Below are 25,389 nucleotides of genomic sequence, written 5' to 3' on the forward strand. Positions count from 1 at the left end.
GCTTAAAGCTTATTTTCTTTGGATAAATTGTTTAAATCGGATGTACGACACATTATGACGCTTTAATGAACCTAAGCTTGAAAAGGATGATGTGTATACCAATGCTCCGCAATCTGCTGACGGGTGCAAATCCAGACCCGATCATGATTTTGTACATAGTCTAGGAAACGTTGTAATGCCTTAAAGCGGGCAGGACGTCCTAAAATTCGACAATGCATGCCAATCGAAAGCATCTTGGGTGAGGTTGCTCCCTCTGCATAGAGGACATCAAAAGCATCTTTTAAATATTCAAAAAAATCTTCACTACGATTAAAACCCGTAGGAGAAGCAAATTTCATATCATTGGTATCAAGTGTATAGGGAATAATTAAATGTGGACGACTTGCACCCGCTGCATTGCGGAGTGTTGTCCAAAAAGGTAAGTCATCACCGTAATAATCGCTGTCATATTGCACCTGATCATATTCCGCCAATAATTGACGGGTATTGGGGCTATCTCGGCCTGTGTACCAACCTGTCGGCATTTCACCAAACAAATCTTTAAGAATGTGCATGGCTTCAGCCATATGCTGCTTTTCTGTTTCAAGATCCATATTTTGATAATGAATCCAGCGCAAGCCATGCGAGACTACATCATAGTTATTGTTTTTGATCGCTTCGACCACCAATGGATTCCGTTGCAACGCCATCGCTACAGCAAAAATGGTCATGGGTAATTTGCGTTTGGCAAATTCCTGCTGAATGCGCCAGAAACCGACCCGTGAGCCATATTCATAAATCGAGTCCATTGAAAGATGTCGTGCAGGATAACTTTCTGCACCACTGATTTCAGACAAAAACTGTTCCGACCCTTCATCACCATGAAGAATATTTTTTTCACCACCTTCTTCATAATTCAGCACAAACTGCACCGCGATTTTTGCTTGATTGGGCCATTGGGCATGTGGCGGTTGATCGGCATAACCGACCATATCGCGTGGATAATCTGCTGTTAAATGAGTGTCTGTATTGGACCAAACCATAGCAATGCCTGAATCGTGAAAAAGGTGAATCTTCACATCAACTTACCCGATTAAAACTTTGGGTGTCAAATGCTATATTGATTTAAATCAATGGTTTGTGTGTTTTATTTTGGTGCGAAAATATAGTTTTATTGATGGATATTCATTAGCATGCGCGATTTTAGTGCCTCCATCTCTGCAATGATTTGATTCATCATGATTTGCGCAATCCGAGAAAGTTGTCGTTTTGGTGCAACACAAAGTGCAACTGTAATCGGGTGTAGGCCATGGTCATTGATCGCTCTAAATTCAAATTCAGCATTTTCAATATAAGGGGCTGCATCCAGATAACTCATGATGCTGATGCCTAGGTTTTGCCTGAGCAATGAAATCATCATATGGATATCATTGCATTCGATGGTATGGCGTGGGTGAAAGTCCTGTTTTTTATATAAGGCGGTGACATGGTCATGAATAACCAAAGGCTCGGCAGGAATAATATGATTGAATTCCAGCGTATCGGAGAAGTAGATTTTTTCTTTATCGGCTAAAGGGTGCTGTTTAGGAATCACGAAACCTAAGGGCATTTCAATAAAGGCGCTGATCTGCAATTGATGCTGATGTTTGGGATTCAGAATCAAGCCAAAGTCGAGTTCAGCATTGATCACCAAATCAGCGATGCGATCACTGTCCAAGACACGAACCTTAAAATTAATCCATGGATATTGCTGAACTATAGACTGCATCACGGCACTGACAAAGCTTTCACTGAGTGCTGCAATCATCCCAAAATCAATCGAACCGCGTTGTATACCTTGGATTTCATTTAAGCGTTTTTGCGTGATTTGAAACTCTTTTTGCCAGTTGCGTAGATCGGCATAAAGTAATTCACCAGCCAAAGTCAGCTTGAGTCCACTGGGCAAACGTTCAAATAAAGCCACACCGAGTTCTTCTTCTGCCAAAACGATCTGCCGATGTACCGCTGAGACAGAAATAAACAGTTGGTCGGCCGCTTTTCTTAAACTGCCTGTTTTGGCAACGGCAATAAAATAATCGGCAAAACGTGAAAATGGCAGCGCTATTGCAAACTCACTTGAGATAAAGCAGGTTGTAATACAAAAGCAATTTTAGTGCCTAGGCTGTTCTAATTTTTAGAATGATGCATATAAATCATTCTAATAGACGAGAATATTGATCTATTTCACACTGTTCATGAAGAGAAAAACCTTAAAAATGAGCACAGGATATGAACGCAATTCCATTCATCAATCTTCCAAATAAGCCATGTCATAGCCAATTTGATGATCAGGATTGGCAGATTCTTGCACAACATTGGTATCCCGTGGCACGTATCGAAGATGTGAGCAGCAAGCCGCAGCAAGTGACCTTATTGGATATGAACCTGGCTTTGTATAAGACCGAAACAGGGCAGATTCATTTAGCTCGGGATATTTGCCCGCATCGTGGTGTGCCTTTGAGTAAAGGCTGGGTTGAGGGGGATACTTTGATTTGTCCTTATCATGGACTTCATTTTAATGAAGATGGCAAATGCACAAAAATCCCAGCTCAACCTGATTTAAATAAAATCTCAGAGCGCTTTTCGCTGACCAAGTTTCCTGTGGTTTTAAAATATGGTTTGGTCTGGACCAGTATTTTGGGCAGAGATGAAAGTTTGGCAAACTTCCCTGTATTAGACACATGGGCACACGAGGAGCATCAAGCGATTTTGCCACCGTCTGTGGATATTGCAGGGTCAAGCGGTCGTCAATTGGAAGGTTTTATTGATGTGGCACACTTTGCTTGGGTGCATCATCAGGCCTTTGCCGATCGAGATAATCCTGTGGTACCTAAATATTCGACTGAACGTACCGATTATGGCTTGCATACAAACTACACCAGTAATGTCAGTAACTATCCGCATGGCATGCAGCATTTAGCACCTGATGATTTTGTGTGGGAGCGGATCTTTGATGTTTATCCACCATTTTCAGCAGTGTTAACCATTCACTTTCCGAATGACGGGGTGCTCAAGATTTTAAATGCCTGTTGTCCCATCTCGCATAATAAAACTCGCTTATTTGTACCGTTAACCCGTAATTTCGATACCACAGGGGATTTACAGGCCGTTTATGATTTTAATGCGCAGATTTTTGCCGAAGATCAAGAGATGGTAGAGGCACAAAAGCCAGAAGAGTTACCTTTAGATATTAGTATGGAAGCACATTTTGAAGCAGACCGTTCTTCGACTATGTATCGTCGTATCTTGGCTGAATGGGGTTTAAGCAAAAGATATACGGTATAGCTTGAATAAATTTTGGATATTTGAGTGCTTAAAAATATGAGCTTTGTATTCTATTTGGCTTAAAATATTTATTTGTATAGGCTTGTATATACAATTGCGTTAAATTCAATATACAATGACTTATAGTATTTAGTATGAGTTTTAGCCAATGTCAAGAGCGACAAAGCAAAACGATTTAGATTTGTCCTTAGAAGAAGATAGTCCAGTTCCTTTGTATTTGCGTGTGAAACAGATGATTTCACAAAAGATTTATGAAGGAACATGGACCGTCAATAAAAAAATCCCATCAGAAAGTGAATTGGTCAATTTACTCGGCTGTAGCCGCATGACCGTGAATCGTGCCTTGCGGGAGCTCACCAGTGAAGGTTTGTTGGTGCGTATCCAAGGTGTCGGTTCTTTTGTTGCTGAGGGACAAGGGCGTACTGCTTTGTTTCATGTCAATAATATTGCCGAAGAAATCATTGCTCGAAATCATAAACATCATGCCGAAGTCTTGGTGCTGGAACAGATTCAGGCCAATGCTGAACAAAGTATGTTGATGCAGATTCGTGAAGGGCAAAAACTATTTCACTCGATCATTGTGCATTATGAAAATGATGTGCCGGTGCAGATCGAAGATCGTCTAGTCGATCCGATGTTGATTCCAGATTATTTGGCACAAGACTTTAAAAGCATTACACCGAATGCATATTTAATGTCGAAAGCACCTGTGACTGAAGGTGAACATGTGGTGACCGCAATTCTTGCATCCGCACAGGAATGTAAATGGCTGAAAATTAACAAGACTGAACCCTGTTTATTGATTCGTCGCAGAACTTGGTCGAATAAACAACTGATTTCCAGTGCACGTCTGATCTATCCAGGCAGTCGTTATTATCTGGAAGGTAAGTTTACCCAATGATTCAACATTTAGACACAGCCGACTATAAACAGATGCTGTGGAAGAATGGTGCAGGTTATACCATTGAGCTTGCCCGAAGTAACGGTGACAGTTTGGATGCGTTTGATTGGCGTATCTCTATGGCGGATGTGAAAACTTCGGGTGATTTTTCCAAGTTTAATGGCATGCAGCGTATCCTCACGGTATTGGAAGGTGCTGGCATCGTATTGAATATTGACGATGATTCCGAGCATCTGAAAACTTTACAATCTGCTCAATTCAGTGGCGATAGCACGACCAGTTGTAGATTAATCGATGGGCCGATTCGGGACTTTAATCTGATTTATAATCCTGAAAAATGGCGATCCCGCTATCAATGGCTTTTTGAGTCAGCAAGCACTGAGATTTTCAGTTCAGTTGATCTGATTTTTATTTTTAATCAGAGTGTAGAACCATTAGAAATTGAAGTAGATCGGCAGGTTTTTCGTTTAGCGCACCATGAGAGTCTTAAAATAGAGCAGCAAAAAGCATTGAAAAAACTGGTTTTAAAATCACAGCATTTAAAGCTAGCTTGTCTGATCGAACTCACAAAAATCTAATTTTTTGCAAATTTTACAAAACACATACAACCTGTGGTTGTATGTGTTTTTTATTACCGATAAAAAATAAATCCATTTATTTCATTAGCTTGTAATTTATTTTCATAAAAGGATTGAAAAGCATCTTTTCAATATAAAAGTTTTGTGTAGTATATGGATGTATATACAAGTTAATACATTGCTATACAGTAAAGCAGGTTAATTTGCTGATTCAAACTCAATGGAAGGAGTCCGATTGTGACAACAACGACAACAAAATTTCGTGATGTAGAAATTCGCGCACCACGTGGTACAAAGCTCAATGCAAAAAGCTGGTTAACAGAAGCGCCTTTACGCATGCTGATGAACAATCTTGACCCTGATGTTGCAGAGAATCCAAAAGAGCTTGTTGTTTACGGTGGCATCGGTCGTGCTGCACGTAACTGGGAATGTTTTGACAAGATCGTTGAAACGCTTAAAAACTTAGAAACTGATGAAACCTTGTTGGTTCAATCTGGTAAGCCAGTGGGTGTGTTCAAAACCCATAAAGACGCACCGCGTGTTTTGATTGCAAACTCGAATCTTGTTCCACATTGGGGAACTTGGGAGCATTTCAATGAATTGGATGCGAAAGGTTTGGCAATGTATGGTCAGATGACGGCAGGTTCTTGGATTTATATTGGTAGCCAAGGCATTGTACAAGGTACCTATGAAACGTTTGTAGAAGCAGGTCGTCAACACTATAACGGTGATTTGACAGGTCGTTGGGTGCTGACTGCTGGTTTAGGCGGTATGGGCGGTGCACAACCTTTGGCTGCAACATTGGCAGGCGCATGCTCACTCAATATCGAATGCCAACAAAGCAGTATCGATTTCCGTTTACGTACCCGTTATGTCGATGAGCAAGCTACTGATTTAGATGATGCTTTGGCACGTATCGAAAAATATACCAAAGAAGGCAAAGCCGTTTCGATTGCACTACATGGCAATGCCGCTGAAATTTTACCTGAATTAGTCCGTCGCGGTGTACATCCAGATATGGTCACTGACCAAACCAGCGCACATGATCCATTGAATGGTTATTTGCCAATTGGCTGGACATGGGAAGAGTATCGTCAGCGCGCTAAAACTGAGCCAGAAGTTGTTGTTAAAGCGGCTAAACAATCGATGGCACAGCATGTTCAAGCCATGTTGGATTTCCAAAAAATGGGTGTTCCAACTTTTGACTATGGCAACAACATCCGTCAAATGGCACAAGATGAAGGCGTAGCAAATGCCTTTGATTTCCCAGGCTTTGTTCCAGCTTATATCCGTCCATTGTTCTGTCGTGGTGTTGGTCCATTCCGTTGGGCTGCACTTTCAGGTGATCCAGAAGATATCTATAAGACAGATGCCAAAGTAAAAGAACTCATTCCAGATGATGAACATTTACACCGTTGGTTAGATATGGCGCGTGAACGTATCAGCTTCCAAGGTTTACCAGCGCGTATTTGCTGGGTTGGTTTAGGTTTACGTGCAAAACTCGGTTTGGCATTTAATGAAATGGTGCGTAGTGGTGAACTTTCAGCACCAATCGTAATTGGTCGTGACCATCTGGATTCAGGTTCAGTGTCTAGTCCAAACCGTGAAACAGAATCAATGAAAGATGGTTCAGATGCCGTATCTGACTGGCCATTATTAAATGCCTTGCTCAATACTGCAGGCGGTGCGACTTGGGTATCACTACATCATGGTGGTGGTGTAGGCATGGGCTTTTCACAACATTCGGGTGTGGTGATTGTATGTGATGGTACAGATGAAGCAGCAGCACGTATTGCACGTGTACTGACCAATGACCCTGCAACAGGGGTGATGCGCCATGCCGATGCGGGTTATGACATTGCGATTGATTGTGCTAAAGAGCAAGGCTTGAACTTGCCGATGATCACACAATAAACAGACATGGACATTACGATGCTTTTTGCAATTGTGCATTGAGCATCGTAAGAGAACAATAGAGTGCAAAACAGGACGCCAATAATGGAACTTCTAATTCAACCCGGCAAACTTAGCTTAGCAGATCTGCGCCACGCTTATTTAAATCCAATCAAAGTGAAACTCGATGACAGCGCTTCTGCTGGCATCAATGCGAGTGTTGCTTGTGTCGAACAAATCGTCAATGAAGGCCGTACTGCTTACGGTATCAATACGGGTTTTGGTTTACTTGCATCAACTAAAATTGCACCAGAAGACTTAGAGCAATTACAGCGTTCTTTGGTGCTGTCACACGCTGCTGGCGTGGGTGAGCCGCTTGATGATGCAATGGTGCGTCTGATTATGTTGCTTAAAGCAAATAGTTTGGCACGTGGCTTTTCAGGTATTCGCCGTAAAGTGATTGATGCCATTCTGGCGTTGATCAATGCAGAAGTTTATCCGCATATTCCATTAAAAGGTTCTGTTGGTGCCTCAGGTGACTTGGCACCACTGGCACATATGTCTTTGGTGTTATTGGGCGAAAGCAAAGCTCGTTATAAAGGTGAATGGTTACCTGCGGTTGAAGCACTTAAAATCGCGGGTCTAGAGCCAATTTCTTTAGCTGCGAAAGAAGGTTTAGCACTTTTAAACGGGACACAAGTTTCTACAGCATACGCATTACGTGGTTTGTTTGAAGCAGAAGATTTATTTGCTGCTGCAACGGTGTGTGGTGGTTTAAGTGTTGAGGCAATGCTGGGTTCACGCGCACCATTCGATGCACGTATTCATGAAGTTCGCGGTCAACGTGGTCAAATTGATGTTGCTGCTGCATATCGTGATTTATTGACTGAATCGAGTGAAATTTCTCATTCACATGAGGACTGTAGCAAGGTTCAAGACCCATACTCGCTTCGTTGTCAACCTCAGGTGATGGGTGCTTGCTTGACTCAAATCCGTCAAGCTGCAGAAGTATTGGCAATTGAATCAAATGCGGTATCTGATAACCCATTGGTCTTTGCCGCAGAAGGTGATGTGATTTCAGGTGGTAACTTCCACGCTGAACCAGTGGCTATGGCTGCGGACAACCTTGCATTGGCGATTGCTGAAATTGGTTCACTGTCAGAACGCCGTATTTCGATGATGATGGATCGTCATATGTCACAGCTGCCACCATTCTTGGTTGCCAATGGTGGAGTCAATTCAGGTTTTATGATTGCTCAAGTAACAGCCGCTGCGTTAGCAAGTGACAATAAAGCACTTGCACATCCTGCCAGTGTTGATAGTTTACCGACCTCTGCAAATCAGGAAGACCATGTTTCCATGGCGCCGAATGCGGGCAAACGTTTGTGGTATATGGCTGACAACGTTCGCGGCATTCTTGCAGTTGAGTGGTTAGGGGCATGTCAGGGTCTTGATTTCCGTGAAGGTTTGAAGAGTTCTCCAAAACTTGAGCGTGCGCGTAAAGTGCTGCGTGACCAAGTGCCTTATTACAGTGAAGATCGTTTCTTTGCACCAGATATTGAGCAAGCGAGTGAATTGCTTGCAAGTGGCTGCTTGAACGAATTACTCATTCCACAGCTATTACCGAGTTTGTCTGAAGTGTGATCAATAAATCGGTCACATGGAGTGGCCGAATCTAACTAAATTTCCTCAAGGATTGGAGATTATAATGTCACAACACTCCACATTACAGCGGGGGTTAAACACCCGCCACATTCGTTTTTTGGCATTGGGTTCAGCCATTGGGACAGGACTCTTTTACGGTTCGGCAACAGCCATCAAAATGGCAGGTCCATCCGTTTTAATCGCATATATCGTTGCAGGGATTGCAATTTATATCGTGATGCGCGCATTGGGTGAGATGGCTGTACATAACCCAGTATCGGGTTCATTCAGTCACTATGCCTCACAATATATTGGACCACTTGCAGGTTTTACCACAGGGTGGACCTACGTTTTTGAAATGATCATTGTTGCTTTGGCAGATGTCACCGCCTTCGGGATCTATATGGGCTTCTGGTACCCCGATGTGCCACGCTGGATCTGGATTCTGTCACTGATCATGTTCCTTGGGGCAATTAACCTGATTCATGTCAAAGTCTTTGGCGAACTTGAATTCTGGCTTTCAATTGTCAAAGTGACTGCGATCGTTGCGATGATTGTCGGTGGTTTAGGCCTAATGTTCTATGGTTTCCATGCGGATCATAGTGGTTTTACCACAGGCATTCAAAACTTATGGATTCACGATGGCTTTATGCCAAATGGTATTGCTGGTTTAGTTGCCTGTTTATCTGTAGTGGTATTTGCCTTTGGTGGAATTGAGATCATTGGGATCACTGCAGGTGAATCAAAAGACCCAAAAACCTCGATTCCTAAGGCGATTAATGCAGTACCAGTACGTATCCTGCTGTTCTATGTAATGACGATTTTTGTACTGATGTCGATTTTCCCTTGGAATCAGATTGGTAGCCAAGGTAGCCCATTTGTACAGATCTTTGAAAATCTTGGGATTGGATCAGCAGCTACTGTTTTAAATATTGTAGTGATCACCGCAGCTGTATCTGCCATCAATAGTGATGTGTTTGGTGCAGGACGTATGTTGTATGGTATGTCGAGTCGTGGACAAGCACCGCAAGTGTTCCAAAAAATCTCCAAAAATGGTGTGCCTTGGATGACGGTTGTGGTGATGGCAGGGGTGTTATTGATTGGCGTATTGCTGAACTATCTGATTCCTGAAAATGTATTCATTATCATTGCTTCAATTGCGACCTTTGCCACAGTTTGGGTGTGGCTGATGATTTTACTGTCTCAAGTTGCGATGCGTCGTAAGTTATCTAAAGCAGAAATCAAAGCCTTGGATTTCCCAGTCATTGGCTGGCCATATGCACCTGCATTTGCAATTGCATTCATGCTGTTTATCTTGGCAATGATGGGGTATTTCCCAGACTCACGACCTGCGATTTATGTTGGTGCAACCTGGTTAGTTCTACTTTGGATTGCTTATACCATTTGGGTAAAACCTAAGCAAGACACGGTAAAAGAGAACTCAAGCTTGCAACAAAATATCGAAATGGAAAGCTAATGATCAAACTGCTCAGGTGTCATCCCACCTGAGCGGTGAGAGGAACTATGAATGAAAAAGCTCTGGAAAAACTGTCATATCGCCACCATGCAAAATGGGCAATATTCCAGTATTGAACATGCTGCAATGGTCACTGTAGGGCAGCATATCCACTGGATTGGGACATTTGAAGATCTTCCTGCCGATGCTTATTCGGAAACCATCGATTTGAATGGCGCATGGGTCACACCGGGTTTAATTGATTGTCATACCCATAGTGTGTTTGGTGGCAACCGTAGTGTTGAGTTTGAAAAGCGTTTACAAGGTGTCAGCTATGCTGAAATCGCAGCCAGTGGTGGCGGGATTGCCAGTACGGTTCGTGCCACGCGTGAAGCCAGTGAACAAGAGTTGCTCGCATCAGCATTGAAACGAGTTCGCTGCCTGCTTAAAGATGGTGTCACCACCATTGAGATTAAGTCAGGTTACGGTCTGGACTATGCCAATGAGCGGAAAATGCTGCGTGTGATTCGTCAGATTGCAGATACTTTGCCGATGACGGTTCGCAGTACCTGCTTAGCAGCACATGCTTTGCCTCCAGAATATCAAGATCAAAGTGATGCTTATATCGAGCATATCTGCAATGACATGCTGCCAAAACTGCATCAAGAGGGTTTGGTTGATGCGGTCGATGCATTCTGTGAGTATTTGGCATTTTCGCCAGCTCAAGTCGAACGTCTATTTAAAACAGCTCAATCTTTAAACCTTCCGATCAAGCTACATGCTGAGCAGTTATCTGCATTGGGTGGATCGAGTTTGGCTGCACGTTATCATGCCTTATCGGCAGATCATTTAGAGTTTATGACTGAGGATGATGTCAAGGCGATGGCAGCGGCTGGAACGGTGGCGGTGTTATTACCGGGCGCATTCTATTTCTTGAGAGAAACCAAATATCCACCTTTAGACAGTTTGCATCAACATGGCGTACGCATTGCGCTATCTAGTGACTTAAATCCAGGCACATCACCAGCCTTATCTTTACGCTTAATGATGAATATGGGCAGTACCTTATTCCGTCTGACGCCTGAACAGACTTTGGCGGGTGTAACGACGCATGCGGCACATGCACTGGGTCTGCAAGAGACACATGGCACTTTAGAGACAGGTAAAGTTGCAGATTTTATTGCGTGGGATATTGAGCATCCATCCGAGATCGTTTACTGGTTGGGTGGTGATTTACCAAAGCGGATTATTCAGCATGGCAATGAAATCTCAATCTAACAGCGAAGCTCATTTTTAAAGGACGCTAGACATAATGAATCATTCATTTACATGGCAAGGACGTAAAGATGGTGAGGGTGCTGAACACTTAAGGATTCACCAAGTCATTAATACCACGCCAAGAGCTGATTATGCCCTCATTGGTTTTAGCTCAGATGAGGGTGTTAAGCGCAATAAAGGGCGGTTGGGTGCAGCCGATGCACCTGACAGCATTCGTGCGCAATTGGCCAATTTACCTGTGCATCAACCAGTCACCATTGCAGATATTGGCACAGTGGTATGTGATGGCTCAAAACTGGAACAAGCACAGGCTGAATTGGCTGAACAGGTTGAAAGAAGCCTCAAACAGGGCATGAAGCCGATTGTGTTAGGCGGTGGCCATGAAGTGGCTTTTGGCAGCTTCTCAGGTCTGTTTCAATATCTGCAAAATCATGAGCCGAATAAAAAGATCGGCATTATCAATTTCGATGCACATTTCGACCTACGTGAAGCTGAACAGGTGACTTCTGGCACACCTTTTTTAAATGCAGCAAAACTGTCTGAACAGCATCAACAAGAGTTTCATTATTTGTGCATTGGCGTAGCGAAACATTCAAATACTAAGGTTTTATTTGAAACCGCAGATCGGCTGAATTGTACTTATATTTACGATTATGAGTTGCAGCAACAAAATGTTGAAACTTTAATCGAAAAACTGACAGCTTTTATCGGAAAAGTTGACTATTTGTATATTACAGTTGATCTTGATGTATTTAGTGCTAGCATTGCGCCAGGTGTAAGCGCACCTGCGGTTAAAGGGATTGATTTATCCGTCTTTGACCCATTACTAGAGGCCATTAAGGAAACCGGAAAGATTAAAGTTTTTGATGTGGCGGAATGTAATCCACGGTTTGATTTGGATAGTAGAACTGCCAAATTAGCCGCTTATATAATTTTTAACTACATATTTGATTGATGGATCATGTGAATTCATCAAAAGGTTAAAACATGTCTAATTTATCTTATGTCTCTCAAAATGACGGTCCATGGGCAACTTATCTTGAACAGATCGAGCGTGTTGCTCCATATCTAGATGGTTTAGAAGACTATGTGGACACATTGAAGCGCCCAAAACGTGCTTTGATTGTCGACGTGCCAATTGTTATGGACGATGGCACAATTCGTCATTTTGAAGGTTATCGTGTACAACACAACTTGTCACGTGGTCCGGGTAAAGGCGGTATTCGCTATCACCCAGATGTAGATTTAAATGAAGTAATGGCACTTTCAGCATGGATGACAATTAAAACTGCGGTGGTAAATTTACCATTTGGCGGTGCAAAAGGTGGCATCCGTGTTGACCCGCGTCAACTTTCACCACGTGAATTAGAGCGTTTAACACGTCGTTATACCAGTGAAATCAGCCATATCATTGGCCCACAAAAAGATATTCCTGCACCAGACGTGGGGACCAATCCAAACGTAATGGGTTGGATCATGGATACCTATTCATCTGGTCAAGGCCATACAGTGACTGGTGTTGTAACAGGTAAGCCTGTACATCTTGGTGGCTCTCTTGGTCGTATCAAAGCGACGGGTCGTGGTGTATTTATCACAGGTCAACAAGTTGCTGAAAAAATCAAATTACCTTTAGAAGGCGCGAAAATCGCGGTTCAAGGTTTTGGTAACGTCGGTAGCGAAGCTGCATATTTGTTTGCAGACTCGAAATCGATTGTCGTGACGATTCAAGATCACACAGGTACGATTTTCAATCCTGAAGGTATCGATCTTGCTGCATTAAAAACACACATGGAAACTCACCAAGGTGTGGGTGGCTTTGCTGGTGCACAAGTGATCAGTGATGAAGAGTTCTGGAATGTAGAGATGGACATTTTGATCCCTGCTGCATTGGAAAGCCAAATCACAGTTGAACGTGCTCAAAAATTAACTGCGAAGTTAGTGCTTGAAGGCGCGAACGGCCCAACATTCCCTGAAGCGGATGATGTTTTGGTTCAACGTGGTATTACTGTTGTTCCAGATGTAATCTGTAACGCAGGTGGTGTAACCGTATCTTACTTCGAATGGGTTCAAGATATGTCGAGCTATTTCTGGTCTGAAGAAGAAATTAATGAAAGACTAGATAAGTTGATGATTCAAGCCATTAACGATGTATGGCATAAATCAAGCGAAAAAGAATGTACTTTACGTACAGCAGCCTTCATTTTGGGTTGTGAGCGTATCTTAAAAGCACGTAAAGAGCGTGGTATTTTCCCAGGCTAATTTTAGCAGTGCTTTTGAAACGACCTTAAGACGCATGTTTTAAGGTCGTTTTTTTATTGTTGAATCAATCCAGAAAGAAATCTTTTTGTAGCTGGGTGTTGCCACTAACACAGGCATACTGAGCGAAATCAGTGATCCCGATACGCCCCAACGCTTGTTCATCGGTGAGGCTTTGTCCCGTCAGTTCACCTTTGACCGTAGTGTAAATCGCAAATGCCGCATCTGCCATAATTTCTGGCTTTCGGCTGAGTTGTTGCGTATTTTCCTCACCTAAATTTTTCGAAACCGCTGCTGTGGCGATATAAGTTTCAGGCCATAAGGTATTACAGGAAATACCATAGTGACGAAATTCTTCTGCCATACCTAGCGTCAGGATCGTCATACCATACTTAGACAAGGCATAGGGCGAGAGCATCCCCAACCATTTTGGTGACATATTTACTGGTGGAGATAAGCTTAAAATATGCGGATCTTTTGCTTGTTTGAGATAAGGTAAGGCTGCCTGCGCGCAAATAAAGGTTGCACGGTGGTTAATGGTTTGGATCAGGTCATATTGTTTTAATGAGGTGGCTTCGACTCCTGTGAGCGCAATTGCCCCCGCATTATTAATCAGTACATCAATACCACCAAAGTTCTTGGCTGCTTGTTGCATGGCAGCATGGATCTGCTGTTCATCTCGTACATCTAAAAGTAAGGGCTGTGCTTTGCCGCCAGCAGCTTCAATCTCTTCGGCGACACTATAAATTGTGCCTGTTAATTTGGCTGTTTCCACTTCGGTTTTTGCCGCAATGACAACATTTGCCCCAGCTTGAGCAGCTTTCAGCGCAATGGTTCTGCCAATTCCTCGGCTGCCACCAGTAATAAAGATGGTTTTTCCTTGCATATTACTCATCTCGATGTCCTATATTTAATTTTTATTAATATGTCGTTAAATCATAAAAGGATGTGCAAATTTTTCTGGATTGTAGAGTTGTCGTTGTTTAGCAATCTCAACAATGCGATGGCGCAACTGACGCTTGATCACGGCATAGGTTAGACGATGCTTTTGTGACATCTCTTCAGCAAACTTAAAGACTTCAGCATTTAATGATTCGGCTGGATGAATCTGATGTACCACATGTGCGTCTAAGCACTCGATCCCAGTCATGGATTTGCCTGTTAATGACATTTCCCAAATCGCATGTTGATTGGGAAGGAGTTGCACAATTTCTGCGATACAGTCGGTAAAAGGAATGGTCAGTTTGACTTCGGGAAAGCAAAAACGTCCTTTGTCTGCCCGCATCAAGCGGAAGTCGCATGTCGATGCCAAGATTGCACCGCCTGCATAAGCATTGCCATTAATTTCCGCAATGACAGGGAGATTAAGCAAGGCCAAGCGCAGCAGCATATTTTCCAGTTGCGTGGTAAAGGTTTTTTTATCTTGCATGGATTGCTGCATTAACCATGCGAGGTCTAAGCCATTGCAAAAAGTCTTGGGGTGGTCGCTTCGAATGACTAGGCAAGCATTGTGCGGATGACGTTCGATTTCATCAAAGATCTCGATATATTCATTTAGCACATCTTGATTTAAGACATTGTCCTGATCGCCATTGGTTAATGTCAAAACATAAATGGACTGCTGTTGATCAAGCGTCATGGTGGTCATTGAAACGCTTCCTTGTTGTGCCGTTGTTTATTATGAAAGCTATTATTTCGCATAAAATACTCGCACAATAGGTGTGACTATGCCATATTGATGATCATTTTAGGACAGTGGATGTGCGATGCGAGATCCTTTTGGATTGTTTCAGGAAACCATTTCGGTTTCTTATGCACATCTACTATTAGAAATTGTGCGTGATTATGCGATTGATACTGAAACAGTTTTATCTGGCACAGGATTAGTGCTGGCAGAAATGAAACAAGCCGATGCCAAAATGAGTGCACATCAATGGTCAAAACTGGTGGTGAATGCTTTAAGGCTGACGGATAATCCACGGCTTGGGATTGAATATGGTTTTAAATTACGGCCCACTTCACATGGAGCCTTAGGTTTTGCATTTCTGAGCTGTACTGATGTTGAAACTGCATTAAGGCTGTGCCAGCAGTATTTCTGTACACGAATCCAGAACTTTACCCCTGAATCGTACATTGAAGAAGACTTTGTCTATGTCTATTTGGATGGTGTACATCCTGTTAAATTTGGCAATGAACAGCAATCTGATCAATTACGGCACTTTATGATTGAAAGTTTGCTATTTGGCGCAATTCATTTTTTAGCTTTGTTTTCTGAAAAAATTGTTGAACGTTGTGAGGTCTTTGTCGATTGGGCTGATGCACAAAATTATAAAAGTATCGATCTCTCCCAAATCAAGATTCATTTCAATCAGCAACGCAATGGCCTGCGCTTTCCCAAGCAATATCTGCATTGTAAAAATCCAAATGCTGATCAAGTCGCATTCCAGCAGGCATTATTGTATTGCGAAAATGACAAATTAAAATTGCTCAAAGAATCGGCGCGTGACCTGCAGAAAAGTATTCGTTCTGAGTTGTTATATAAAGCTGGCAATACTTATCCGACATTAGCGTTGATTGCACAGCGGTTGAATATGTCTGAACGAACCGTCAAGCGACATTTGCAGGCACAAGGAACGACGTTCTTACAGATTTTGGCTGAGGTTCGTTTTAGTCAAGCCAAAAAGTTACTGCAACAACCACAATATACTATTCAGGATGTTGCAGCTCTGGTGGGGTATGAAGAAGCCACTAATTTTATTCGCGCTTTTAAAAAGATGTTTGGGGAAACACCGAGTCAGTATCGGAAAAGCTATTTGGTCACAATGAATTGATGTTATTTTCAGTACTGTTAAAAGTTAAAAAAATAATAAGTGAGTTGAATGGAGTCTTGTCGAGTCCTCATCTTGTTTCAGTATAAACCTGCGGTTCGCCCTACTTTTGTTTAGGCAAAAGTAGGCAAAATCATTGTCATCCCGTAAGGTATCACTTCTGATACCACATTCGTAGCATAGCTACTCGTCTTGCGCTCAGACAAAGCGTTGCTTTGTTTATCTTCGCTCAGGTTGTGGATGACGTTTCCGCGTATCAAAATTTAAGCATAATTCAAAGTAATCAGTTTCATTCATCTAACATTGAATGCTGAATCGTTTTAATAAAAAGTTCTAACGAATGCTGAATCTGTTCGGTCCATTCAAAGGAACAATTCATACGAATAAAATGTTGGTGTGAGGGCAGCACGTTAAATAAGGGGCTTGGGGCAACGCCTACCTGTTGTTGAATCAGCTGTTCATAGACTTGCATACTGCTAACTTTGTCTGGCAACTGAATCCAGAGAAAATAGCCACTTGGATAGTTATATACCTTACAGTCTTTCGGTAGATGTTGTTTGAGATATTGAAAGAATTGTTTTTTATTCTTTTCCAAAGCCCGTCTTAGCGTTCTTAGATGCTTTTCATAATGATGATGGGAGAGAAACTCAACCAGTGCATTCTGGATCAGTGCATTGGCTGAAATGGTACTCATCAATTGCAAATGCTGAATATGTTCGGAAAATTTGCCAGCATAGACCCATCCCATACGGAACCCTGAACCCAAGGTTTTGGAAAAAGAAGAGCAGTGCAACACCAGATTCTGCTGATCGAAATACTTCATGGGTAGCGGCTTTTGATTGCCATAAAACAGTTCTTCGTAAACATCATCTTCGATCAAATGAATTTGATGTTCATGCAATAGTTTGGCAATTTTATATTTGATCTCATCGCTGACGGTAAAGCCAATCGGATTATGTGCGTTCAACATAAACCAGCACACTTTGATCGGATAGTTTTTAATGACTTGTTCAAAAGCTTCAATATCAAAGCCATGTTGTGGATGTTCTGGGAGGGTAATCACCTTGAGCCCCAAACGTTCAGCTGCCTGCCATGCGCCATAGAAGATGGTTTGCTGCAATAAAATATAGTCACCTGGTTGAGTAATTGCTTGCAGGGAAAGATTCAAAGCTTCTAAACCACCTGATGTAATGACAATGTCATCTGCATCGGTTGGAATCCCTTGCATACAATAGCGTTGCGCGATGAGTTTTCTGAGTGCTAAATTCCCAGGTGGTAGGTTGGTGGTCTGATCATAACTATGACGATTACGGGAAAGTTGCCCCATGATCTGAATCAATTTGGGCGGATAGAGTAACTGACTATCTGGAAATGCAGAACCTAGTGGGCTGACCTGTTTGGATTGGATCGACTTGAGGTATTTAAACACCAATGAGTTAATTTCAATTTTGGGGTTTAAAGAGACCACCGAATAGGCCTGTGGAATCTGGATATTATTTTGCTCAGCGACAAAATAACCTGACTTTTCTTTGGAATAAATCAATCCTTGCGCTTCCAGTTCTTGGTAAGCGTTCATCACGGTAATTAAGCTAAACCCTGAGCGCTGCACTTGCTCACGCAAAGAAGGCAGTTTGCTGTGTGGCTGCCATGATCCATTTTCAATGAGAAGTTTCAGGTTGTGCGCTAATTGTTCTGATTTATACATAAAGTAAAGTGAATCCATCGTGATGGAACAGCTTGGTATGCAAGCTGCTCCATCTCTTTTTTAATAAGCAAACATCAATAGCAGTCTAAAGAGACCTGCAATGATGGTGAGTGCAAAAAAACCAACTAACCATAAGATTATAAACCATTGCGTTTGGCTTAAATGCAGAGATTTAATTTTCATGCAAAGCTGCTCCTTAGTGATAACCCGTATCTCCAACCCGTACTTTATCTCTAAACACCCAGTACGACAGGATGGTATAGGTGATAATGATCGGGATCAGAATTACCGCACCAACCAATGCAAATTTCTGACTAGAATGTGGTGCTGCTGCTTCCCAAATGGTGACCGATGGCGGAATGATATTCGGCCAGAGGCTGATCACAAATCCAGTAAAGGCCAAGAACACGAGTGCCAAGGTATAGATAAAAGGTTTAAAGTCCTGACGCGCTTTACATGCTTTTAAAATCAAGAATGTAAATAGCAGTACCAAAACAGGTACAGGGCTAAAATACAGTAAATTTGGCAAAGCAAACCAACGCGCTGCAATTTCAGGATGGGTCAGTGGGGTATACAGGCTGACTCCTGCAAAGACCACAAACAAAACAATGATCAGTTTAGGCATCAGCCCATACATTTGATCTTGTAGTTCATGGTCTGTTTTCATAATCAGCCAGCCACAACCAAGCGCTGCATACATGGCAACCACACCCAGCCCGGTAAATAAGGCGAAAGGAGTGAACCAATCTAAACCTGAACCAGAGAAAATCCCATTGGTGGTTTGAATCCCTTGAATATAAGCGCCTAAAATCACACCTTGCAGGAAGCTGGAAAGAATCGAACCCCAGATAAAGGCTTGATCCCATAAATGCTTGGTGCGATTGGCCTTAAAACGAAACTCAAATGCAACACCACGGAAAATCAGTGCAATCACCATTAAGGTAATCGGCATATATAAAGCTGAAAGGACAGTTGAATAGACCAATGGGAAGGCCGCAAACAAACCTGCACCACCGAGCACCATCCATGTTTCATTGCCATCCCAGACAGGCGCGACGGTATTCATCATCACATCACGTTCTTCACGGCTTTTGATGAAAGGAAACAGAATTCCGATCCCGAGGTCGAAGCCATCCAAAATGACATAGATCAGGACACCGAGACCAATAATACCGACCCAAATCAGAGATAAATCAATCATGGTGCTTCTCCTTATTTGGGTCTTGCTGATCAATGCTTTCATCAACGGCACTCAAAGGACGCATTGGTGTTTTGAAATGCCCATGACCTGCTGGCTCAAGATCAATCGCTTCAATAAACTCAGGACCTTTTTTCAGTAGTTTCAGCATGTAGTAAATACCGCTACCAAACACGATGGCATAGACCACCACAAAAATGATCAAACTGATACCGACCTGATCGGCAGTCACCGTATGCGACAAACCATCTTTGGTGCGCATTACTCCATAAATCACCCAAGGTTGACGGCCCACTTCGGTCGTCACCCATCCCGCCAGTAAGGCGATATAGCCTGTAGGTCCCATGACAAAAGCGAATTTATGAAACCAAGATGAACCATAAAGCTTGCCTTTTTTACGCAACCATAACGCAACGAAAGAGAGCAACACCATTAACATGCCAAGCCCGACCATGACACGGAAACTCCAAAACACAATGGTTGAGTTTGGTCGGTCTTCTGGGGTGAAGTCTTTTAAGCCTTTGACTGTACCATCCATAGAATGAGTCAAAATCAGACTGCCTAGATTTGGAATCGCAATCGCATATTTGGTACGTTCTTCTTGCATGTCTGGAATGCCAAATAAGTACAGTGGCATCCCTTCATCATAATTGGTCTCCCAATGACCTTCCATTGCGGCCAGTTTTGCGGGCTGATGTTTCAATGTATTCAAACCATGATTATCGCCAATCACTACTTGCAAGCAGGAAGTGACCAGCACCATCCACAGACCCATTGAAAATGATTTTTTGATCAGTTCATCACGACGGCCTTTGATCAGATGCCATGCTGCAGTACCCACCACCAGTAAGGAAGACACTAAAAATGCAGCAGCGGCCATATGGGCAAAGCGATAAGGGAAGGAGGGATTAAATACGATCGCCCACCAATCGGTTGGAATAATGATGCCATTCTCGATCGTAAAACCTTGCGGTGTCTGCATCCAACTGTTGGAGGAGAGAATCCAGAACATGGAAATACAGGTGCCGATGGCAACCATCAAAGTGGCAAAGAAATGGGCTTTGGGGCTAACTCGTCCCCAACCAAACAGCATGATGCCCAAGAAGCCCGCTTCTAAGAAGAAAGCACTCAATACTTCATAAGTGAGCAAAGGGCCAGTCACGCTTCCCGCAATACGGGAAAATTCACTCCAGTTGGTACCAAACTGGTAGCTCATCACCACGCCAGATACCACACCCATCCCAAAGGCAACCGCAAAGATTTTGATCCAGAATTTGAATAAATCTTTATAAATGGGGTTTTGAGTACGCAGCCATTTCCATTCCAACATGGCAAGAAAACAGGCGAGACCAATCGAGGTGGCGGGAAAGATAATGTGAAATGAAACAGTAAACGCAAACTGTATTCGGGCTAATTCTAAAGCAGTGAGACCGAGATCCATATATCCTCTCCTATAACAGACTAAAAGCAGTCGCTAGGAAAATGTGAAAGAACGGACTTAAATGTTTGAAAATAAGCAGAACCTGAAAAAGCTGTGGTTTAGATATTTAAAGCGATTTAAGTTTTATTCATCATCCAATCTTCTGTTGTATATGAGTAGGTACAATTTCTTTTTGTTTTTTTATAACAGATGGGGTGTGCATAAATGATCTGTTATATTTTTTTAGCGAAACTCTGTAGCTATTCAGTTGTTTGTACCTGATTCAAAATAGCATCAAGCAACGATGCAGTGTGTTAAATATTGATCAAGCATTGTAAGTCGTTTGAATGACACTAATTCGGACTGAATGGCGTATGACTATGTTTATCACCCAAGAACTTAATGCGTTGACTCAGCTTTTTCAAAGCAAAGTCCCTTCGCAAGCAGTACAACAACAGCTAGGTCTTGAATATGTAAATCTTGAAGCAACCTTATTAAGAGGCAAGGTACTCAGAGATTTTTCTAAGGAGAAGGTCGCTTATATTGCTCAAGCTGAAATAGTGGAAAATGATAATAATCTCGCCTATTTATTTGCACCATTTATGATTGCCAATTTAAATCAGCCAGTGATTTATACCACGCCAGTCTCATCCTCTGTGCTTAAGATATTGAATCAATACTATCAAGCCGATAAAAGCGTCAATCTCAAAATTGAAGATGTGATTCATAGCCTCAAGCTCTATCTCGAGCTGGTCGATTATGCAAACGCAGAGCAAGACTTTCTGTTTCGCTGTTTAGTCAAGGCACTGTGTCGGACGGATGTCTTTCATATCTTCTTGGTCACGCATTTGTCTTTAGATCAGCAACAGATTCTGATCCTAGAAGATTATTTCGATGTAAAAATTGATGTGATTCAGGCTGATCGTAGGCCAAGCATACTCAATGATGAATTGATTAATACGCGTAAACTACTATTTAAAAACAAAGATGAGTCACACAAAACTTTGTGTACTTTGTTTTCCAGTCTCAATGCAAACCTGATTGCGAAGATTGGTCAGTTTAGTCCAGCCCAAGCGGCTCATTTAATCGAGGATATGTTCTATTCCGAGCATATTTTTGAAAAGCTATCAGTCTATGCCGAATACATGCAGACCCGTATTCAAAATGGCGCCAGTTTTAAGGCTTTATCCACCATGTAGATTGTCATGAATTAAATTTTAGTCTTTGAATAGGAGTAGAGCTTATGTCTCAGGAGCAATCAAAATTCCCATATCTTGCCGTTGGAATCAGTATTTTATTAGGTTGTTTATTTTTAGTCTTTTTCTTTTTGGCTGTGAGCAATCAACCTGATTATATGCCTTCGCAACAGAAGCAAAATGCTGCTCATGTACAATCATCAGTGCAATCGAATAAGTAAGTTATATTTTTAATCTGAAGTATAGTTTTTCTCTCTTACTGGTGATTCGAGCACTCGCCAGTAAGTTTTTTTTAATGCGAAAAATTTGTATGGATATTGCTGATTGTGAGTGATTAGAAAAAAAATTCATTTATAGAATTAGACAAATCAAGAATAGAAAAGATGAATAATTCATGTTAATCCTATTTGTAGCCAATGTTAAAAATAGCTCAGATGAGGGCAGCGTGATGGATAACTCAGAACAACTCATTCATAAGCAAGAAAATACCAGTTTCGCAAAAATTGAACCTTATACCCAACCCGCAGGTGGGTGGGGCGCATTACTGAGTGTCGCCCGAAACCTAAAAAGACAGGATATTTTAAAAAAAGGGTCAATCACTTTACTCAATATTAATCAGCCTACAGGTTTTGACTGTCCTGGCTGTGCATGGCCTGAGAAAAAAGATGCGCATGCCTTTAACTTCTGTGAAAACGGTGCCAAGGCTGTGGCTTTCGAAGCAACCAGTAAAACGGTAACACCTGAATTTTTTGCACAGCATACCGTCAGTTGGCTGGCTGAACAGAATGATTTCTATCTGGAAGATTTAGGTCGTTTAACCGACCCGATGCGTTATGACCCAGTCTCGGATAAATATGTGCCAATTTCTTGGGACGAAGCTTTTCAGTTGATTGCCAAACATCTACAGGCACTTGATCACCCTGATCAAGCGGCATTTTATACCTCTGGTCGTGCCAGCAATGAAGCGGCTTTTTTGTACCAATTATTTGTCCGCAGCTTTGGGACCAATAATTTTCCAGACTGTTCCAATATGTGCCACGAAACCACCAGTGTTGGCTTAAAAGATGCGATTGGTTTAGGTAAGGGTACCGTCATTCTAGATGATTTTGATCAAGCAGATGCTATTTTCAGCTTTGGGCATAATCCAGGCACCAACCATCCAAGGATGTTGGCAACCTTAAGAGAAGTCTCGAGAAGAGGTGGTAATATTGTTGCCATTAATCCAATCAAGGAGCGTGGACTGGAACGCTTCCAAGATCCGCAAGCCCCATTGGAAATGATGACCAATGGCAGTACTCCAATTAGTCGTTATTACTTCCAACCCAAAATTGGGGGGGACTATGCGCTGATGTTTGGGGTGATGAAGCATTTACTGGAATGGGATAAAAAGGCGCTTGCGAAAGGAAAAGCAAGCGTTTTTGATCGTAGCTTCATTGAAATGAATAGCATTGGTTTTGAGGAGATGCTGGCTGAGATTGATGGTACAGCGTGGTCTGAAATTCATAAACATACAGGGCTTTCACCTGAACATTTGGAATCAATTGCCAAGATGTATCTGGATGCCAAAACCGCTATTTTCTGTTGGGGGATGGGAATTACCCAACACCGTCATGGTACAGCCAATATTCATATGTTGGCGAACCTGATGCTGGCACGGGGACATATCGGTCGTCCGGGGGCAGGTCTCTGTCCAGTGCGAGGACATAGTAATGTGCAAGGCGACCGAACCATGGGGATTAATGAAAACCCAAGTGATGCCTTACTAGACAATATTGATCGCGTATTTGGAATTAAGTCACCGCGTAAACATGGTTTTGGTGTGGTGGATACCATTAAGGCGATGTATGAAGGTGATGTGAAAGTCTTTATTGGTTTGGGTGGAAACTTTGCTGTAGCAACCCCTGATACACCTTATACCCAAGAAGCCCTACGTCGTTGTAATTTAACGGTCAATATTACCACCAAGCTGAATCGTAGCCATCTGGTCTGTGGCAAAGATGCGTTGATGTTACCTTGCCTAGGGCGTACTGAAGTTGATATGCAAGTGCATGGCGCACAAGCAATTTCAGTGGAAGATTCGATGTCGAATGTGCATCTTTCAGCGGGACGTAATCCACCGATCTCTGAAAATATTTTATCTGAACCTGATATTGTGGCACGTATGGCGGAAGCTGCTTTACCTGAGAGTAAGGTGAAATGGCGTTGGTATATTGAAAGTTATGACCGTATTCGTGATTCAATTGCCGATGTTTTTGATGAGTTTCATGATTTTAATCAACGGGTCTATCAACCAAGTGGTTTTCATTTAGAGCATCCTGCCAATCAGCATGTCTGGAATACGCCAAGTGGTAAAGCCCAGTTTTTGATTACACCACTGGCCGAAGTTTACGAAGACAAAGAAAATCAGTATGCCGCTGCTTATAGCGAACAGCAGGTGTATACCTTGATGACCACTCGTTCGCATGACCAGTACAACACTACTTTATATGGTTTGGATGACCGTTATCGCGGTGTGTTCGGGCAACGCCGTGTGTTGTTTATGAATCAAGCAGATATTGATGCAGCAGGCTTTGAAGCAGACCAATGGGTTGATATTGAGAGTGTATTCTCGGATGGTGTGAAACGGATTGTACATAGTTTCCGTATTGTGCCTTATAACATACCGCAAGGCAGTTTGGCGGCTTATTATCCAGAAACCAATCCTTTAGTCGCTTTGAGTAGCCATGATAGATACGCCAAAATTCCAGCGTCTAAAAGTATTCCTGTGATTTTGCATGCAGGTAAGGCACCAGCGCATTTTAATTTGAATATTGAAGTTGACCCTGAGCATGCCAATGAACGTGTTAGTAGTGCATAGCGGATAGGAAACCTATTTTTTCAAAACAGTTATGCGAATGAGGTAAGTGTGGACACAAAAACACGAGGTTATGAAACGATGCAAGTGCATCGTTTCCATCGCGATATCTCTGAAAATGAACTGGATTATATTGTTCAGGAATATCCTGTTGCCTTAATTTATAATGGTATTTCGCATGCCGTGATGATGGCAACACCATCGGATATTGAAGTTTTTGCCAAAGGCTTTAGTCTCTCGGAAGGAATATTACAAAGTTTAAGCGAGCTGTACTCACTCGAGATTCGTCACAATGAACTGGGGGTTGAAGTGGATATGACCATTTCATCCCGTGCTTTTATGGCTTTAAAAGAGCATCGACGTATGATGGTTGGGCGCACAGGTTGTGGCTTATGTGGTATAGAAAGTCTAAAGCAACTTTATGCAAATTTACCTGAGGTGAGTACCCATGTTTCTTCAACATGGTTAAGTCAAATTCCGCATGCGATTGCCCAATTGAAGGTCAGACAAAAAATTACTGAATTAACTGGTGGTGCGCACGCTGCAGCATGGGTCGTGAAAGGGCAAATCGTGGCTTTGTTTGAAGATGTTGGTCGGCATAATGCCTTGGATAAATTATTAGGTTACTTGGCTGAACAGAAAATGGATGTAGCGGACGGTTTTGTGGTAATGACCAGTCGTGCCAGCTACGAACTGATTCGTAAATGTGCGCAATACAATATTGGTCTATTGGCGACCATTTCTGCACCCACCAGTATGGCGATTGAAATGGCAAAACAACTAAATCTCACATTAGCCAGTTTTTGCCGTGGTGAGAGCTTTGTTTTATATACTGAATAATGGTAAAAATTTGTGATTTGATTAATATCTAATGCATTG

General features: G+C 42.3%; 22 protein-coding genes. 14 read left to right on the forward strand and 8 right to left on the reverse strand.

Features of this window, described 5'->3' with window-relative positions:
- Window positions 1–71: 71 nt before the first annotated feature.
- Window positions 72–1,022, reverse strand: a complete 951-nt coding sequence (puuE, locus tag F3J02_RS17725) for an allantoinase PuuE (RefSeq protein ID WP_167251411.1) — start codon at window positions 1,020–1,022, stop codon at window positions 72–74.
- Between the two features lie 128 nt (window positions 1,023–1,150).
- Window positions 1,151–2,083 carry a LysR family transcriptional regulator gene (locus tag F3J02_RS17730; RefSeq protein ID WP_167251504.1) on the reverse strand — a complete coding sequence of 311 codons (933 nt, stop codon included), beginning with the start codon at window positions 2,081–2,083 and terminating at the stop codon, window positions 1,151–1,153.
- Window positions 2,084–2,247: 164 nt separating this feature from the next.
- Here F3J02_RS17730 and F3J02_RS17735 point away from each other — a divergent pair, with 164 nt between their 5' ends.
- From F3J02_RS17735 to F3J02_RS17775, 9 genes are all read left to right on the forward strand, one after another.
- Window positions 2,248–3,303, forward strand: coding sequence for an aromatic ring-hydroxylating oxygenase subunit alpha (locus F3J02_RS17735; RefSeq protein WP_167251413.1), 1,056 nt, complete (start codon window positions 2,248–2,250; stop codon window positions 3,301–3,303).
- Window positions 3,304–3,451: 148 nt separating this feature from the next.
- Window positions 3,452–4,204, forward strand: a complete 753-nt coding sequence (hutC, locus tag F3J02_RS17740; protein ID WP_004654214.1) for a histidine utilization repressor — start codon at window positions 3,452–3,454, stop codon at window positions 4,202–4,204.
- The gene (locus F3J02_RS17745; RefSeq protein ID WP_167251415.1) at window positions 4,201–4,782 is read left to right on the forward strand and encodes a HutD family protein; all 582 of its coding nucleotides are present in this window, start codon (window positions 4,201–4,203) and stop codon (window positions 4,780–4,782) included. Before hutC ends, F3J02_RS17745 begins: the two co-directional genes overlap by 4 nt.
- Window positions 4,783–5,019: 237 nt before the next feature.
- Window positions 5,020–6,696, forward strand: a complete 1,677-nt coding sequence (gene hutU, locus F3J02_RS17750) for a urocanate hydratase (RefSeq protein WP_004806244.1) — start codon at window positions 5,020–5,022, stop codon at window positions 6,694–6,696.
- Between the two features lie 84 nt (window positions 6,697–6,780).
- Window positions 6,781–8,319 (forward strand): histidine ammonia-lyase, encoded by a 1,539-nt coding sequence (hutH, locus tag F3J02_RS17755; protein WP_004806245.1) that lies wholly within the window; start codon window positions 6,781–6,783, stop codon window positions 8,317–8,319.
- Window positions 8,320–8,383: 64 nt separating this feature from the next.
- Window positions 8,384–9,796 (forward strand): amino acid permease, encoded by a 1,413-nt coding sequence (locus tag F3J02_RS17760; protein WP_167251417.1) that lies wholly within the window; start codon window positions 8,384–8,386, stop codon window positions 9,794–9,796.
- Window positions 9,797–9,847: 51 nt separating this feature from the next.
- Complete coding sequence (gene hutI, locus F3J02_RS17765) at window positions 9,848–11,053, forward strand: imidazolonepropionase (protein WP_167251419.1); 1,206 nt, start codon at window positions 9,848–9,850, stop codon at window positions 11,051–11,053.
- 34 nt (window positions 11,054–11,087) lie between these two features.
- Window positions 11,088–12,008, forward strand: a complete 921-nt coding sequence (gene hutG, locus F3J02_RS17770; RefSeq protein ID WP_167251421.1) for a formimidoylglutamase — start codon at window positions 11,088–11,090, stop codon at window positions 12,006–12,008.
- 32 nt (window positions 12,009–12,040) lie between these two features.
- Window positions 12,041–13,312, forward strand: coding sequence for a Glu/Leu/Phe/Val family dehydrogenase (locus F3J02_RS17775; RefSeq protein ID WP_167251423.1), 1,272 nt, complete (start codon window positions 12,041–12,043; stop codon window positions 13,310–13,312).
- 64 nt (window positions 13,313–13,376) lie between these two features.
- Here F3J02_RS17775 and F3J02_RS17780 read toward each other — a convergent pair whose 3' ends face one another.
- Window positions 13,377–14,204: an SDR family oxidoreductase gene (locus F3J02_RS17780; protein ID WP_167251425.1), complete on the reverse strand. Its 828-nt coding sequence runs from the start codon at window positions 14,202–14,204 to the stop codon at window positions 13,377–13,379.
- A 36-nt stretch (window positions 14,205–14,240) separates the two neighbouring features.
- The gene (locus tag F3J02_RS17785; protein WP_167251427.1) at window positions 14,241–14,957 is read right to left on the reverse strand and encodes an enoyl-CoA hydratase/isomerase family protein; all 717 of its coding nucleotides are present in this window, start codon (window positions 14,955–14,957) and stop codon (window positions 14,241–14,243) included.
- Window positions 14,958–15,075: 118 nt separating this feature from the next.
- Between F3J02_RS17785 and F3J02_RS17790 the strand changes: the two genes are divergently transcribed.
- The gene (locus F3J02_RS17790; RefSeq protein WP_167251429.1) at window positions 15,076–16,140 is read left to right on the forward strand and encodes a helix-turn-helix transcriptional regulator; all 1,065 of its coding nucleotides are present in this window, start codon (window positions 15,076–15,078) and stop codon (window positions 16,138–16,140) included.
- A 286-nt stretch (window positions 16,141–16,426) separates the two neighbouring features.
- Here F3J02_RS17790 and F3J02_RS17795 read toward each other — a convergent pair whose 3' ends face one another.
- Genes F3J02_RS17795 through F3J02_RS17805 form a run of 4 tightly spaced genes read right to left on the reverse strand, consistent with a single transcriptional unit; the run spans window position 16,427 to window position 20,481 of the window.
- Window positions 16,427–17,842: a PLP-dependent aminotransferase family protein gene (locus tag F3J02_RS17795; RefSeq protein WP_167251431.1), complete on the reverse strand. Its 1,416-nt coding sequence runs from the start codon at window positions 17,840–17,842 to the stop codon at window positions 16,427–16,429.
- A 60-nt stretch (window positions 17,843–17,902) separates the two neighbouring features.
- On the reverse strand, window positions 17,903–18,025 hold the full coding sequence (locus F3J02_RS18690) for a hypothetical protein (RefSeq protein ID WP_266096178.1): 123 nt from the start codon (window positions 18,023–18,025) through the stop codon (window positions 17,903–17,905).
- Window positions 18,026–18,038: 13 nt separating this feature from the next.
- Window positions 18,039–19,043 (reverse strand): cytochrome d ubiquinol oxidase subunit II, encoded by a 1,005-nt coding sequence (gene cydB / locus F3J02_RS17800; RefSeq protein ID WP_167251433.1) that lies wholly within the window; start codon window positions 19,041–19,043, stop codon window positions 18,039–18,041.
- On the reverse strand, window positions 19,036–20,481 hold the full coding sequence (locus F3J02_RS17805; protein ID WP_167251435.1) for a cytochrome ubiquinol oxidase subunit I: 1,446 nt from the start codon (window positions 20,479–20,481) through the stop codon (window positions 19,036–19,038). Before F3J02_RS17805 ends, cydB begins: the two co-directional genes overlap by 8 nt.
- Window positions 20,482–20,834: 353 nt before the next feature.
- On the opposite strand from F3J02_RS17805, the gene F3J02_RS17810 reads away from it, so the two are divergent.
- The 4 genes from F3J02_RS17810 (at window position 20,835) to fdhD (ending at window position 25,350) form a co-directional block, all read left to right on the forward strand.
- Window positions 20,835–21,659, forward strand: coding sequence for a hypothetical protein (locus tag F3J02_RS17810; RefSeq protein ID WP_167251506.1), 825 nt, complete (start codon window positions 20,835–20,837; stop codon window positions 21,657–21,659).
- Between the two features lie 44 nt (window positions 21,660–21,703).
- Complete coding sequence (locus F3J02_RS17815; protein ID WP_167251438.1) at window positions 21,704–21,877, forward strand: cbb3-type cytochrome oxidase assembly protein; 174 nt, start codon at window positions 21,704–21,706, stop codon at window positions 21,875–21,877.
- 227 nt (window positions 21,878–22,104) lie between these two features.
- Window positions 22,105–24,513, forward strand: a complete 2,409-nt coding sequence (locus tag F3J02_RS17820; protein ID WP_167251508.1) for an FdhF/YdeP family oxidoreductase — start codon at window positions 22,105–22,107, stop codon at window positions 24,511–24,513.
- Window positions 24,514–24,561: 48 nt separating this feature from the next.
- Window positions 24,562–25,350, forward strand: a complete 789-nt coding sequence (gene fdhD, locus F3J02_RS17825) for a formate dehydrogenase accessory sulfurtransferase FdhD (protein WP_167251440.1) — start codon at window positions 24,562–24,564, stop codon at window positions 25,348–25,350.
- Window positions 25,351–25,389: the final 39 nt, after the last annotated feature.

This window comes from Acinetobacter sp. Tr-809, from assembly GCF_011753255.1.
Taxonomy (GTDB): domain Bacteria; phylum Pseudomonadota; class Gammaproteobacteria; order Pseudomonadales; family Moraxellaceae; genus Acinetobacter.

Coding starts and splice junctions, on each gene's coding strand:
- F3J02_RS17810 (WP_167251506.1), top strand. CDS start 20,835: ATGACTATGTTTATCACCCAAGAACTTAATGCGTTGACTCAGCTTTTT.
- hutI (WP_167251419.1), top strand. CDS start 9,848: ATGAAAAAGCTCTGGAAAAACTGTCATATCGCCACCATGCAAAATGGG.
- F3J02_RS17805 (WP_167251435.1), bottom strand. CDS start 20,481: ATGGATCTCGGTCTCACTGCTTTAGAATTAGCCCGAATACAGTTTGCG.
- F3J02_RS17745 (WP_167251415.1), top strand. CDS start 4,201: ATGATTCAACATTTAGACACAGCCGACTATAAACAGATGCTGTGGAAG.
- F3J02_RS17815 (WP_167251438.1), top strand. CDS start 21,704: ATGTCTCAGGAGCAATCAAAATTCCCATATCTTGCCGTTGGAATCAGT.
- puuE (WP_167251411.1), bottom strand. CDS start 1,022: ATGGTTTGGTCCAATACAGACACTCATTTAACAGCAGATTATCCACGC.
- F3J02_RS18690 (WP_266096178.1), bottom strand. CDS start 18,025: ATGAAAATTAAATCTCTGCATTTAAGCCAAACGCAATGGTTTATAATC.
- F3J02_RS17790 (WP_167251429.1), top strand. CDS start 15,076: ATGCGAGATCCTTTTGGATTGTTTCAGGAAACCATTTCGGTTTCTTAT.
- F3J02_RS17775 (WP_167251423.1), top strand. CDS start 12,041: ATGTCTAATTTATCTTATGTCTCTCAAAATGACGGTCCATGGGCAACT.
- F3J02_RS17735 (WP_167251413.1), top strand. CDS start 2,248: ATGAACGCAATTCCATTCATCAATCTTCCAAATAAGCCATGTCATAGC.
- F3J02_RS17760 (WP_167251417.1), top strand. CDS start 8,384: ATGTCACAACACTCCACATTACAGCGGGGGTTAAACACCCGCCACATT.
- hutH (WP_004806245.1), top strand. CDS start 6,781: ATGGAACTTCTAATTCAACCCGGCAAACTTAGCTTAGCAGATCTGCGC.
- hutG (WP_167251421.1), top strand. CDS start 11,088: ATGAATCATTCATTTACATGGCAAGGACGTAAAGATGGTGAGGGTGCT.
- cydB (WP_167251433.1), bottom strand. CDS start 19,043: ATGATTGATTTATCTCTGATTTGGGTCGGTATTATTGGTCTCGGTGTC.
- F3J02_RS17785 (WP_167251427.1), bottom strand. CDS start 14,957: ATGACCACCATGACGCTTGATCAACAGCAGTCCATTTATGTTTTGACA.
- F3J02_RS17820 (WP_167251508.1), top strand. CDS start 22,105: ATGGATAACTCAGAACAACTCATTCATAAGCAAGAAAATACCAGTTTC.
- F3J02_RS17795 (WP_167251431.1), bottom strand. CDS start 17,842: ATGTATAAATCAGAACAATTAGCGCACAACCTGAAACTTCTCATTGAA.
- F3J02_RS17780 (WP_167251425.1), bottom strand. CDS start 14,204: ATGAGTAATATGCAAGGAAAAACCATCTTTATTACTGGTGGCAGCCGA.
- hutC (WP_004654214.1), top strand. CDS start 3,452: ATGTCAAGAGCGACAAAGCAAAACGATTTAGATTTGTCCTTAGAAGAA.